The organism is Polynucleobacter sp. AP-Nino-20-G2, from assembly GCF_018688235.1.
Lineage (GTDB): Bacteria > Pseudomonadota > Gammaproteobacteria > Burkholderiales > Burkholderiaceae > Polynucleobacter.
Map to the genome: position 1 here is coordinate 320,597 of NZ_CP061313.1, position 13,059 is coordinate 333,655.

The window sequence follows — 13,059 nt, forward strand, 5'->3', positions numbered from 1 at the left end:
TTCCAATGAAACTAAAGACTTCATCATCATGGCTCTAGCACATCAAATGCAACCCATCTCCAGTCCAGCAAGCGTCTTGGCTAAAGCGGTTATTCGAGTTGCGGATCGATTACAGATTTCACATGCATTGTTATCTCGGGTATTAGGGCTTAGCCCCCCAACCATTACCCGTCTCTACCAAGGTGGATATGAGATAAAAGAGGGGGCAAAGGAATGGGAATTTTCACTCCTTTTTGTGCGTTTATATCGATCCCTTGATTCGATCGTGAGCGATGATCAGATAGCGCGTCAATGGCTCAATAGTGACAATTTAGGTTTGCATGCCAAGCCCATTGCCTTAATAGTAACAACGGAAGGATTGGTACGTGTCGTTCAATACTTGGACTCCTCACGCGGTATCGTCTGAAGCATTTCCCTGGAAGGAAAAGGTTTGGCGAATTGTGGAGGCTCAACATATTGCCTCGACAATGAAGTTGGTGGATGGCTTGGAGGAGCAACAGACTCTGGAGTCATTACTTGAAGCTAGTAAACCTTCTTTTCGGCCAGGAACTGCAAGCCTCGATTACTTATTCGCAACCCCATTTCGGTATCACCCAAAACGAGGGGGATCTCGATTTCGATCGGAAATTGATCCAGGAGTTTTCTATGGCGCCCAATCTATTCGAACTGCAGGTGCAGAGCTTGGATATTGGCGCTGGCGTTTTTTAAAAGATGCTTTGGAATTGAACTGCTTGGGTCCTATTGCCCATACGGTGTTTTCTTGTGACCCATCTTGCCATGCCGTTGATCTGAGGTTGCCCCCTTTTTCTGAAGATGCCAGAGTCTGGGGTGATTCTAGTCAATATCTCAATACACAAGAAATTGCTCGTGTAGCAAGAAAGGCGGATATTCAGGCGATTGTTTACGAATCTGTTCGAGACAAGAATCCATCATGGTGTGTCGCAATTCTGGATCCAGATGTTTTCAGGACAATAAAACCAAAAATTGATGAACAGTCTTGGTTTTTGTCTGTTAATCATGCTGCAGTCACCTTAAGGAGTCAGAGTGAGGCTTACACCTTTTCAACGTCTCCATGGGTTGAAGGTGGGTAATGCCTTATCTAACACTTAAAAATAAAGCGCCAATCAATTGGGGCTTTATTTCTTCATCTTGTATTGCCAGTCGGGCGACTAGAGGCTGAATTCCCTATAGTGCCTATAGAGGTTCGCAATAGAGGCAAAGCCTAAGACAACTAGTAGAACCGCAAATAGATAGTCGAGGGTGAGGTAAGTAAAAAGTCCTGTTTGTATGGCTACAGCTGCCGCAATGAAAGCGGCGATTGCTCCAAACACCACCAATTTGAAGTTCGGAATGAATGCGCCCAGGGTAATGGCGACAAATAGCAGAATCAATTCAGAAACCAATTGATCGGCCATCAGGAAGATGCTGTTCGTGAGTTCTGGGTTGACGATTTTGCCAACAATGGCTAGAACCAGGATGCTACCCAGGATGGCAAAGTTCAGCTTTGCCTTCATCAGAATAGTTTTGAGTTGATCGTTCATGATGGTTTCTGGCTATTGATGGACTTGTTTAGTAGTTCGGACTGCCACTAAAGACTAGGCTGATGCCGAGCCATAAGAGAATGAAGGCCACCAAAATCGTAATGCCCAGTTTCTTGAGAAAGTATTCGAGGCTATCCATATAGGCTTCATCATTGCGACCAAAGTATTGGTCAAAACGCTTCCACACTAAACGAGCAACAACGAGGGGGAGCAGCATTGCCACAATGCCTAAAACAACGGTAAAAGTAGTATCCATTTAAAGGTCTTCTTTCTGATTGCGAATTTCTGTCGAATTCCTAGCCGATGGCAGGAAAGTCATACAGGATACAGGGGTTATCAACTAATATCGTCTTTCTCAGGACGGGGTCGCTTACCCAAGATCCAAAAAGGTCGCATAGGTCTGCATCGTGCGGCATTTTCTTCTTCACCATCACATGGGGCCAATCACTACCCCAAATCAAGCGCCTTGGATTTGCGAGGAGCACAGCCTCATTGAAAGGGCGCATATCAGCATAGGGTAAATCACCATCACCAATGCGATAGGGGCCGGTCATCTTGACCCATGCCGCTGCATTTCGTAATAGCCCTAATAGACCTTGAAAGCCTTTGTCTTGAACTCCATGTTTTGCATGGGTATAACCAAAGTGCCCAAAGACTAAATCTACCGGAAAGTTCTCAAAAGTTTTTTCAAGATCGGGAAATTCATTGGCGTGCATGAGTAACTCTAGATGCCAACCAAAGGGTTGAATACGTTGCGCCAGTTCTCGCAGTGCTTTGATGGGAAGGCCGGCAGACTTATCAGCAACATCGACAATATTGCAGCGCACCCCACGAACGCCCAGTTGATGCATCTGTTCCAATTCTGTATCGGAGATATTCTGATCCAATACCGCTACACCGCGAAACTTACTAGGGTTTAGTGATAGCGCTGAGAGCATTGCACGATTGTCTGTTCCGTATACGCTGGGCTGAACCAAAACAGCACGATCAATGCCCAGCATGTTGAGCAAATGTTCGTATTGCTCAAGTGTTGCATCTGGTGGTGTGTAGATGCGCTCCTTGGCATACGGAAATTGGCTGGCTGGCCCACATACATGGGCATGGCAATCTACCGCCCCCGCTGGAAATGCAATCTTGGGTGATCGTATTTCTGCATCGGGAGCTTGGCAGAGTGGAGCATCGAATACTGGCATTGAACTATTGAGGTTCGATGTTTGCATCTTTGGCAATCTTTTGATACTTGGCCATTTCTTCACGAACAAATTTGCTGAACTCTTGTGGGCTCATAGGTGTTGCCTTAATTCCTTTTGCTTCGTATGCTGCTTTTACTTCTGGACTTTGCATCGCTGCGTTAATGTCGTGATTGATTTTCTTCACAATCGCAGCAGGTGTTCCGGCAGGTGCCCAGACGCCAAACCACAGACCAATATCAAAATTAGAATAGCCTTGCTCGGCGATGCTAGGAATTTCTGGGACTGTCGCATTACGCGTTTTGCTGGTCACGCCTAGAGCACGAACTTTGCTACCTCTTAGTTGCCCAATGGCGGTATCTAACGGCGCCATATAAAAAGCCGTTCTGCCGGACATGGTGTCCTGAATCGCTTCGGGTGAGCCTTTATACGGGACATGAGTCAGTTTGATGCCCATCATCTGGTTAAAGTATTCTGCTGCGAGATGGGTTGAACTACCAACGCCTGCGGAAGCAAAGGTGATTTCATCGGGTTTGGATTTGGCGGCAATGACCAGATCCCGGATGGTTTGATAAGGGCTATCTGCGGCAGTAATCATGACGTATGGTGTCTGACCCAAGATATCGACGTCGATCAGGCTTTTGAGGGGGTCATAAGGCAGTTTCTTATAAATAGCGGGATTGGCTGCATACGATGCTGATTGCACTAGTAATGTGTAGCCATCTGGATCGGCATTCACGACTACGCCAGTGCCGATCAGGCCGCCGGCTCCTGGCCGGTTTTCAATAATGACGGGTTGTTTCCAGGTCTCGGTCAAGCTTTTGGCTACCACGCGACCTGCAATATCAGCACCAGAACCGGTAGTTAGGGGCACCACCATCTTGACCGTTCGATTTGGAAAGTTCTGGGCATGAGCAGAATGGCTCATCAGGCTTAAGCTGGCTAGGGCGCCTAAGAGCAAGTGTGGAATGCGAGCAGCAGAATCGCGCAATGAGAACATCGTATCTCCTTAGTTGTTTTTATAGTTTCGTTGGATAATCTACCACGCTCCTTTCAAGATCTCCATGATCCTGATTAGGGAGGTAAAAACATGAAATTAGCCAAAAGAGGCGGAGATAAATGAGTCAATTGCTAGATGCACAGATCGTCAAGGTAAACGGGGTCGATATTGCTTATCGTTTTGATGGCCCTAAAGATGGGCATGTGATTTTGATTGCCAATAGCTTGATGGCCAATGGCGCAATGTGGGACTGGAATGTGCCCGCTTTTGCTGATCGTTATCGTGTGTTGCGCTATGACAAGCGTGGCCATGGCGCCTCCGGCACAACAACTGGCCCATATAGCATTGCGCAATTGGCTGATGATGCGGTTGGATTGCTGGATGCGCTCAAGATTGATAAGGTGCATTTCATTGGATTGTCGATTGGTGGAATGATTGGGCAACAGTTGGGTGCTCGTTATCCAGAGCGCATCTATTCCCTATCTCTATGCAATAGCGCAAGCGAAATGCCACCCCGCAGCCTCTGGGAAGAAAGATTTGAAATCGCCCGTACTGAAGGCATTGCAGGTCTAGTAGAAGGTACGATTAAACGCTGGTTTACTGCTCCCTTTATTGATCGCGCGCCGCAGGATATTCAAAAGGTTCGTGAAATGATCATGGGTACCGACGTCAATGGTTACATGGCTTGTGGGCGCGCTGTTCAGGATATGGCGCAAAGTACGATGTTGTTAAAGATTAAAGCGCCTACCTTGGTATTGTCTGGACGCAAAGATCCCGCTTGTACGGTGGAGCAGGGTATCGTTCTGAATCGGATGATTGATGGATCAAAGATGGTGATCTTGGAAGATGCGGCGCATTTATCGAATATTGAGCAGCCAGAGTTGTTTAATCAGGCAGTTCGTCAGTTTATTGACTCAGTCGACGATAGCTTATAAGCAGTAAGAGAATTTTCTCTTTGTTTTGCCTTATTCATAGGAGATTGTGATGGCCGAATTATCAGTAGCTCAAATGAAAGAAATCCGCGCGGCAGTATTAGGTGCTGCAGCTAAAGTGCCAGGCGCACTCATCGGCATGGGCGTGCTATTTATTGCTTTGGGAATGATTGGTGTCGCAGGTCAGACATTATTTTCATTTGTGACAATTAATGTATTGGGTGCATTCTTGATCTTTGGTGGCGCTCTGCAATTTGCTCACGCACTTAAGTCATCTGGCTGGAAGAGTGTTTCCATTCAAATACTCTTGGCCATTCTGTATATTGCCGCCGGTATTTATACCTGGGCATACCCCATTCCGGCTTTAGAGGCTATTACGCTGTGGCTCGCCGCAATCTTTTTTGTGACTGGCGCACTACGTCTCATCTCTGCATTTCAGCACCGTCATTTCCGTGAGTGGTTTTGGTTGGTGTTGTCTTCTGCCATTTCTATCTTGATGGGCGTTTTGATCATGAACGGTTATCCAGAAACCAGTTTATGGTTGCCTGGACTCTTGATCGCAATTGAGTTGTTATTGCAAGGTTGGTCATTGCTGTTTCTTGGCTTGGCTGCGCGCTCATTAACGAAGTAATAGTCGGCAACAATAAGACTGTTCATCAAATACGTAAAGTGCTACTGGAATGAAAAAAACTGACCTCTATAAAAACCTGGCTTTGACCACTGCTCAGCGCATGAAGAATGCCAAGAAGGTGCCTAAGCCAGGCGTGGCAGAGAATGTTGCCAAGACCAAAAAAGAGCTTGCTAGCAGCAACCCCATGCTCGCGTCTTTAATGGGCAAAGCGAAATCTAAGTAATGCCAAGCTAGGCAGAGGACGCAGCGTTGAAGTATAGGTTTACTCCAAAGCCATTGGCTACCCTGTTCATCGCCCCAGTTGCTGTGGCTTGGGCTCAGATTGCGCCTCCGCCAAATTACGATCAGCGCCTAAGCGATGTGGTTGTCAATGCCACTCGTTCGGGCACTCCCTTGGATCAGATGCCGCTCAATACGACCATCTTGACCAAAGAGACGCTTGAGATTGCTCCCGATCAAACGATTGATCAAGTCCTCAAGAATGTCCCCGGCGTATTTTTGAATGATGTGCCGTATTACCAAAAGGACCCTACAGGTCAAAGTATTAACGTGCGCGGCCTAGGTTACGGACGCACTCTAGTATTAATCGATGGCTTGCCTGCAAATGATGCTTTTTATGGGACGGTGCAGTGGAATCTAGTGCCCATGTCCTCGATTGAGTCTGTAGAGTTTGTGCGTGGCGGTGTTTCAAGCCTGTGGGGGAACTACGGTATGGGTGGTGTGATCAACATCAATACCAAGACGCCAAAGAATAGCTCTCAAGATGTGACTGCTAGCTATGGATCATTTGCCACTGGGAATGTATCAGCCTCTAAAGATTTGATTGTTTCAGACGGGATGCAAATGCGTTTTTCTGCGGACTATTTCTCGAGTGAGGGATTCCAGAATTACGCGACAATCTCTCCAGGCTCGCCCAGCAATATCAAAAATGGCATGGGTACAGATGCTGTCAAAAATTCCAATGTGCGGCTTCAGAATTATTTCAAGCCAAGCCAAGATACCAATGGATTTTTGCGCTTGGGCTATAGCACGATGGCCGATCTCAGCAATAACTATGCGATTGCCCCCAACTTAATACAAACCACTGATGTTGCTAGTGGATCTACTACGCAGCTCGATACCAATAAAAAAGTACAAGTGAATGCCTACTACCAGGCGACTAATTTTTATAAACAGACCGCCAATAATTTAACGGTGGCGCCATATAAACCCTATATCAACGCTAACTACACCGACCCTTATTCCACACTAGGCGCATCTGCTCAATACACGCATGATGTCGATGTTGCCGGTATTGATCAGTACATTGTTGGGGTAGATGCGCGCAATATCTCTGCATCTAATCAAACCAATAATCTGGCGGCAAGTGGCGTCGTGAATTCGGTCAACTATGCTCAAGGACAACAAAATTTCTATGGCTTGTTAGGGCAGTTGAAATCGAGAGCTTCTGCCATTCCGATTGAGGCAACTTTAGGTGCCCGGGTGGATTCGTGGACGAGTCAGACACCGACGTACTACAACGCTAACAGTGGGGCTGCCCCAACTTATCAAGGGGTGCCTAATAAGAGTAAGACTCAACTCAGCCCTTCCTTGGGTCTCGTATATAAGGCGACGGCGGATTGGGATTTGCGCAGCGCTGTATATCAAGCTTTTCATGCTCCCAGCATGAACAACACTCTACGTAGTTATGGGTCCTCGGTAGGCGGTTGGTATCTGGCCAACCCCAACTTAACGCCGGAAACAATGACGGGCTATGAGATTGGTGCTGACTATCGGTGGAAAAGTGGATTTGCGCAATTCACTGCATTTAACAATTACATTAATAACGCCATCACTAGTTACAAAATTACCTCTGCTAATTCCGCATTTGCGAATAGCTTATGCAGCGCCTCAGGAATTTCCGGATGCGTATCGAATGTGAGCGGCAGTGGCTACACCAATGTCAACTACTACACCAATCAGCAAAATTTATTGAGTCGTGGTTTAGAGCTGCAATATCACCACGATCTCAATCCGCATTGGGGTATAGATGCCGGTTATAGCTATACACGCACAGTGCTCACTTGGAGTGCCACTAGCGATCCAATCAACACCCAGGTTGGGGGTGTTCCTAAGAATATGGCAAACGCAGGCCTAACTTACTATCCAGTGCCACAAGCTAGTCTTACGGGAACAGTTCGGTATGTGGGTAATTCTTGGATGTCTACCGGCTCCTTGCCGGTGCCAGCCTATGCAGTAATTGGCTTAAAGGCGAATTACCAGGTGACTCCACAGGCGTCTATTTTTGCTGCGGTAGTGAATTTGCTCAATCGTCAGTACGTCACCTTTAATATCGCCTCTCAAGCTTCGGCTTATCAGTCCGGCATGCCGCAGGCAATTACCGTAGGCGCCCGAATGAATTTTTAAGTGTCAATTTGTGCGCTGCAGTAAGACGGGCTATTTAGAATGCATTTATCAAAATGCTATAGCATTGCGTAAGTAATCAAGAAATTACAAAAATATACAAAAAATCTACAGGAGATTTGTAATGCAACTTAAGACAATCCATTCTCTGATGTTTGCAGCTGGCATGGCCGCTGCAACTCTCGCAGTGGCACAGGCACCAGCACCTGCCGCCGCTCCAGCTAGCGGCATTCCGCCAACTTGGGCTCAGGGCCGCACAGCAGATGGTATGAATCCATCTTTGGCACCTAACCCTCCTGGTATTTCCGCAATGCCAGCCGATGAGATTCCAGTCAATAAATTGAAGGTGCCAGCAGGATTCAAGGTTGAGCTGTGGGCATCTGGTATGCCAAATGGCCGTTCTATGACCGAATCCGCAAACGGCACAGTATTTGTAGGTACTCGCTTTACTGGAAATGTGTATGCGGTTGTAACAAAGGATGGCAAGCGCGAAGTCAAGACTATTGCCAAAGGATTGCATCGTCCAAACGGCGTGGCTTTTGCAAATGGCTCACTGTATGTGGCCGAGTTGTCACGCATCATTCGTTACGACAATATTGAGCAGAATTTAGATAATCCACCTGCACCAGTAGTTGTGTTTGATGCCCTTCCTAAGGATGAGCCTCATGGCTGGAAGTTCATGAAATTGAGTCCTGACGGCCAATATCTGTATTTCCAAATTGGCACGCCAGCCAATATCGTAGTTCCACCATCAACCCACGCAACGATTGTTCGTCTGAACTTGAAGACTAACATCTTGGAAACTGTAGCTACTGGTGTTCGTAATAGCGTTGGTATGGATTTCCAACCTGGTAGCAAGGAACTTTGGTTCACCAACAATGGCCGCGATTGGGTTGCTGAAGATAAGCCTGGCGATACATTGAATCGCTTGGTGCGACCTAAGGGTATGAACTTTGGTTACCCTCATTGCCATCAAGGCGACTTCTTGGATCCTGAGTTTGGTAAAGGCCGTTCATGCGATGAGTTTGATAAGCCAGTCTATAACTTAGGTGCGCACGTAGCGGCTTTGGGTATGCGTTTTTATAATGGCAAGCAATTTCCCCCTGAATACAAAGGCAATATCTTTATTGCAGAGCATGGCTCTTGGAATAAAACCCAACGCGTTGGATATCAAGTGGTACGCGTAGTGTTGGACTCTAAAAATAAGGTAGTCAAATCAGAGCCCTTTATCACTGGTTGGTTGGACGGTGACAAGTTCTGGGGGCGTCCAGTAGATGTGCAAATGTTGAAGGATGGTTCTATGTTGGTTTCTGATGATGAGACTGGCGCGATCTTCCGCGTTTCTTACGCCAAATGAAGTTGACTATTAGTGCTAAGGCCACCCTTGTGGTGGCCTTTTTCATGGCAGGCCTAGCAAATGCCGCTCCACCGGATGCTGCCGCTGGAAAAGCAAAGGCCCAAACCTGTTTTGCGTGTCACGGTGAATCTGGAATTTCTGTCTCTGCTGATATTCCTAATTTGGCTGCTCAGCCATCTTTATCAATTACCTATCAGCTCATTCAATTTCGTGGGCAGCAGCGCAAGGGTGGTGCAATGGAGATTTTGGCGGGGGCTCTGACGGATCAGGATATGCGGGATATTGCCGCCTACTATTCAGCGTTGCCAGCACCTCTTTCGAAGTCGGGTAACTCTGAGAAGATTGCAAAGGGGCAGCAGATTGCAAGCGCTCAATATTGCAACTCTTGTCATGGAGCGCAGTTTCAGGGGCAAAAGCATATCGCTCGATTGGCGGGACAGTCTCCTGAATATCTCATTACTCAACTAAAGAACATTCGCTCCGGTGCACGTATCGATATGGATGGCACCATGGGGAGTGCGGCGCGTGGCTTGAGTGATGAAGACATTGAAGCTCTAGCAGCTTATGCCGCTTCGCTAAACTAAGGTCCTTACCTCTTTGAATCGTCAAGCCTTTGCAAGTTAGCTCCATAAAAAACAGTAATCTACTCATAGATTTCCTCAAGGTCTTTGCAGCACTCCTGATCATCCTCCATCATCTCTCCAGCTATGGGCAGGTGGCGGTGGATGCGAGGACAGTCTTGCCGGGGCTCATGACTTGGCTGTTTGAGTATGGCCGTTACGCGGTGCAAATCTTCTTGGTGATGGCGGGATATTTAGCTTGCCAATCTCTCACACGTTTCGCCAATGCGAAGTTCAGCATTCGGCAATTATTACGGGTCATCATTAATCGTTATTTACGTTTATTTGCGCCGTATATTGCGGCACTGCTCTTTACTATCGCCTGCGCTTGGCTTGCGCGCTTTTGGGTCAACGATGAATTCGTTGGCGAGACCGAGACTCTGAGTCAATTTATTGCCCACTTATTTTTTCTGCAAGGCATTTTGGGATTAGATTCTATTTCAGCGGGAGCTTGGTATGTGGCAATTGATTGGCAGCTTTACTCCGTCCTCGCAGTGTTGTTGATTTCTTTCTCGTCTTATCAAGCATTGATTTGGTTGATTGGGATTACTGCGGTAAGTTCTTTGCTCTACTTCAATCGCTCTAGTGAATATGAGGCTTATTTCATTTACTTCATTGGCTCTTATGGCTTGGGCGTATTAGCTTATCTGGCTAAGAACTTTGCGGATAAGAAAATCCAAGGATTTGCAAAGTTGGCACTGATGCTGATTGGCGTGATTATTGTGGCGTCTTCATTTCACCAAATTTGGTTGCGTAATTTCTTAGCGTGGTTTGTTGCTCTACTGTTGCTGATCGCAGGCAATACCCACTATCCCTCTATCAATGGGGCAAGTTCAGAGCTGAAGGTGGCTCTACTGCGCGCTATTAAGTGGACTAGTCAGCGCTCTTACTGCGCCTTCCTGATTCACTTTGCTTTTATCTTGCTAGCTAATGCGATTTACATCGCTACTGGCTTACACAATCATGAGAATGGTGCGATCGCGCTTGGCTTAATGCTGGGAGTGGTTCTGAGCAGTGGGATTGCGGCAAATTATCTATACCGCTGGGTAGAAGTTCCCTCGGCCAAGCTCAAGATTTAAAGCTTGGGAATTAAATACCCATATCCTTGAGTACGCGAAAGATCTCGCGATACGCTTTAGGCGGTTTGTTGGTTTCTTTTTCTTTACGCGCATTACGAATAAGTGTGCGCATATTCTGAATATCCATATCCGGATACTGTTCAATCAATTTGGTAAATGCATCGTCATTCGCAATTAAGCGATCGCGATAAGACTCGAGATGATGGAGTTTCGCAGTCTCTGCTTTACTGACACCCTGAATGGCATCTAAACGCTTCTGAATCGCATCTAACTCTTCTTCATCTAAGAAGCGCATGAGTTTGCCAAGATATTGCTTGTGGCGACGAATCGCTTCGAAGCTTTTGATTTTGTTAGTTTCCGCAATAGCGGCTTTGATGGCTTCATCCAATGGAATGGTCTTGAGAGCATCGCTACTGAGCGCCGCCAAAACCTCTGCCAATTTCTGGCGCTCGGTCATCTGGCGCTTTAGCTCGGATTTGCTTGGTCCCTCGTCAAGATCTTCTTTCTTGGGGGTGCGGTTCTTTTCATTGACGTGCATGAGGTCATTTTAGACGGGTATTGCGTCATTTGAGCCAATTTCCAGGATTCATTGCTAAAGGACAAGTTGGTAAATAATAGAGATTGAGAGCCCACATTGAAAACCGCATCTAGATAACTGAGATATGACCCTAGCGACTTCAGCAAACACCTACGACTACATCATCATCGGCGCCGGCAGTGCAGGGTGCATGCTGGCAAAGCGTCTGACCGAGAATCCCGCTAAGCGCGTTCTGTTAATTGAGGCTGGCAAGAAAGACAATTACATCTGGATTCATGTTCCCGTTGGCTATCTCTACTGTATTGATAACCCTCGGGCAGATTGGCGTTTTAAGACGGCTAGCGAGAAGGGTCTCAATGGTAGATCTTTGCTCTATCCCCGCGGCAGAGTGTTGGGCGGCTGCTCCTCTATTAATGGAATGATTTATATGCGCGGCCAAGAGGGGGATTACGCCTCATGGGTTGCGGCAACAGGTGATGAGTCTTGGTCTTGGAAAAATGCCTTAAAGCGCTATAAGTCGTTTGAGGATTATCACGGCGCTCCCAGTGAATGGCACGGCAAGGGCGGTGAGTGGACGGTATCTAAGCAGCGTTTGCGCTGGCCCATCATGGATGTTTTTAAAAAGGCGGCAGTAGAGGCCGGCATTCCGGCGAGCGATGACTTTAATCAAGGCGACAACTTTGGTGTGGGCTACTTCGATGTGAGTCAGCGCAAAGGTTGGCGCTTGAATACTTCCAAAGCATTTTTACGAGATGCTATCAAGCGGCCCAATCTCACCGTATTGACTGAAGCGGTCGTCAATAAGCTCTTGATTGATCCCGCAACAAAAGATTGTTACGGCGTTCAATACATTCAGAATGGCAAGACTTTAGAAGTGCATTGCAATGTCGCTAATCGAGGCGAAGTCATCTTAAGTGCGGGTGCGATTGGTAGTGTGCAAATTCTGGAGCGCTCGGGTATTGGTGCTGCCGCACATCTGAATAAGTTGGGTGTTCCGGTAATGGCTGACTTGCCAGGCGTGGGCGAGAACTTACAAGACCATTTGCAATTGCGCATGATCTATAAAGTCAATGGCATTAAAACTCTCAACACCAAAGCGAATTCACTATTGGGAAAATTACTCATTGGTATGGAGTATGTATTCAAGCGCTCTGGACCGATGTCGATGGCGCCATCCCAGTTGGGTGCGTTTGCGTATAGCTCGCCAGATCAACCATCAGCCAATGTGGAGTACCACGTGCAGCCACTCTCCCTAGAAAAGTTTGGAGAGGATTTGCATTCCTTTAATGCGTTTACTGCCAGCGTTTGTAATTTACGTCCAACCTCTCGCGGTAGTATTCATATCAGCTCGATCGATCCAGAAGCGCCCCCAGTCATTGCACCAAACTATTTATCGACCGACGAAGATCGCAAGGTTGCGGCGGATTCATTACGCTTAACGCGCAAGATTGTGGAGAGTCCAGCTCTCAAGCCTTATGCGCCCGATGAATACAAACCCGGTAAGCAATATCAAAGCAATGAAGAGCTCATCAAGGCGGCCGGTGATATTGGTACGACCATTTTTCATCCGGTAGGTACTTGCAAAATGGGACGCGATGGTGATCCGATGGCTGTCCTCGATTCTCAATTGCGCGTGAGAGGAATCGGGCATTTGCGTGTCGTGGATGCATCCGCCATGCCAACCATTACTTCTGGCAATACTGCGGCACCCACCATGATGATTGCGCAACGCGCTGCTGAATTGCTCGCTGGTGAATAGTCCACATAC

General features: G+C 47.2%; 15 protein-coding genes. 10 read left to right on the forward strand and 5 right to left on the reverse strand.

Annotated features, from left to right (window positions below; genetic code table 11):
* Positions 1-28 precede the first annotated feature (28 nt).
* Together FD960_RS01755 and FD960_RS01760 are read left to right on the forward strand one after the other, a co-directional pair.
* Positions 29-406: an antitoxin Xre/MbcA/ParS toxin-binding domain-containing protein gene (locus tag FD960_RS01755; RefSeq protein WP_215299442.1), complete on the forward strand. Its 378-nt coding sequence runs from the start codon at positions 29-31 to the stop codon at positions 404-406.
* Positions 366-1,091 carry an RES family NAD+ phosphorylase gene (locus tag FD960_RS01760; protein ID WP_251369813.1) on the forward strand — a complete coding sequence of 242 codons (726 nt, stop codon included), beginning with the start codon at positions 366-368 and terminating at the stop codon, positions 1,089-1,091. Before FD960_RS01755 ends, FD960_RS01760 begins: the two co-directional genes overlap by 41 nt.
* 78 nt (positions 1,092-1,169) lie before the next feature.
* On the opposite strand, the gene FD960_RS01765 is transcribed toward FD960_RS01760, so the two are convergent.
* From FD960_RS01765 to FD960_RS01780, 4 genes are read right to left on the reverse strand one after another with little or no spacing between them, the layout of a single operon-like run.
* Positions 1,170-1,541 (reverse strand): hypothetical protein, encoded by a 372-nt coding sequence (locus FD960_RS01765; RefSeq protein ID WP_215299443.1) that lies wholly within the window; start codon positions 1,539-1,541, stop codon positions 1,170-1,172.
* Positions 1,542-1,569: 28 nt separating this feature from the next.
* Positions 1,570-1,797: a hypothetical protein gene (locus FD960_RS01770; RefSeq protein WP_215299444.1), complete on the reverse strand. Its 228-nt coding sequence runs from the start codon at positions 1,795-1,797 to the stop codon at positions 1,570-1,572.
* A 40-nt stretch (positions 1,798-1,837) separates the two neighbouring features.
* A complete protein-coding gene (locus FD960_RS01775; RefSeq protein WP_215299445.1) occupies positions 1,838-2,761 on the reverse strand; it encodes an amidohydrolase family protein in 924 nt (307 codons plus the stop codon).
* A complete protein-coding gene (locus FD960_RS01780; protein WP_215299446.1) occupies positions 2,739-3,731 on the reverse strand; it encodes a tripartite tricarboxylate transporter substrate binding protein in 993 nt (330 codons plus the stop codon). Before FD960_RS01780 ends, FD960_RS01775 begins: the two co-directional genes overlap by 23 nt.
* A gap of 119 nt (positions 3,732-3,850) precedes the next feature.
* On the opposite strand from FD960_RS01780, the gene pcaD reads away from it, so the two are divergent.
* The 7 genes from pcaD to FD960_RS01815 all read left to right on the forward strand — a co-directional run bounded on the left by pcaD (position 3,851) and on the right by FD960_RS01815 (position 10,753).
* The gene (pcaD, locus tag FD960_RS01785) at positions 3,851-4,666 is read left to right on the forward strand and encodes a 3-oxoadipate enol-lactonase (RefSeq protein ID WP_215299447.1); all 816 of its coding nucleotides are present in this window, start codon (positions 3,851-3,853) and stop codon (positions 4,664-4,666) included.
* 49 nt (positions 4,667-4,715) lie between these two features.
* Positions 4,716-5,294: an HdeD family acid-resistance protein gene (locus FD960_RS01790; RefSeq protein ID WP_215299448.1), complete on the forward strand. Its 579-nt coding sequence runs from the start codon at positions 4,716-4,718 to the stop codon at positions 5,292-5,294.
* Positions 5,295-5,343: 49 nt separating this feature from the next.
* Positions 5,344-5,517, forward strand: a complete 174-nt coding sequence (locus tag FD960_RS01795) for a hypothetical protein (RefSeq protein ID WP_215299449.1) — start codon at positions 5,344-5,346, stop codon at positions 5,515-5,517.
* A gap of 26 nt (positions 5,518-5,543) precedes the next feature.
* Positions 5,544-7,700, forward strand: a complete 2,157-nt coding sequence (locus FD960_RS01800; protein ID WP_215299450.1) for a TonB-dependent receptor — start codon at positions 5,544-5,546, stop codon at positions 7,698-7,700.
* A 121-nt stretch (positions 7,701-7,821) separates the two neighbouring features.
* Positions 7,822-9,054: a sorbosone dehydrogenase family protein gene (locus FD960_RS01805; protein WP_251369814.1), complete on the forward strand. Its 1,233-nt coding sequence runs from the start codon at positions 7,822-7,824 to the stop codon at positions 9,052-9,054.
* Positions 9,051-9,638 (forward strand): c-type cytochrome, encoded by a 588-nt coding sequence (locus FD960_RS01810; RefSeq protein WP_215299451.1) that lies wholly within the window; start codon positions 9,051-9,053, stop codon positions 9,636-9,638. Before FD960_RS01805 ends, FD960_RS01810 begins: the two co-directional genes overlap by 4 nt.
* A gap of 29 nt (positions 9,639-9,667) precedes the next feature.
* A complete protein-coding gene (locus tag FD960_RS01815) occupies positions 9,668-10,753 on the forward strand; it encodes an acyltransferase (RefSeq protein ID WP_251369815.1) in 1,086 nt (361 codons plus the stop codon).
* Positions 10,754-10,763: 10 nt separating this feature from the next.
* On the opposite strand, the gene yjgA is transcribed toward FD960_RS01815, so the two are convergent.
* Positions 10,764-11,291 carry a ribosome biogenesis factor YjgA gene (gene yjgA / locus FD960_RS01820; RefSeq protein WP_215299452.1) on the reverse strand — a complete coding sequence of 176 codons (528 nt, stop codon included), beginning with the start codon at positions 11,289-11,291 and terminating at the stop codon, positions 10,764-10,766.
* 124 nt (positions 11,292-11,415) lie between these two features.
* On the opposite strand from yjgA, the gene FD960_RS01825 reads away from it, so the two are divergent.
* The gene (locus FD960_RS01825) at positions 11,416-13,050 is read left to right on the forward strand and encodes a GMC family oxidoreductase (protein WP_215299453.1); all 1,635 of its coding nucleotides are present in this window, start codon (positions 11,416-11,418) and stop codon (positions 13,048-13,050) included.
* Positions 13,051-13,059: the final 9 nt, after the last annotated feature.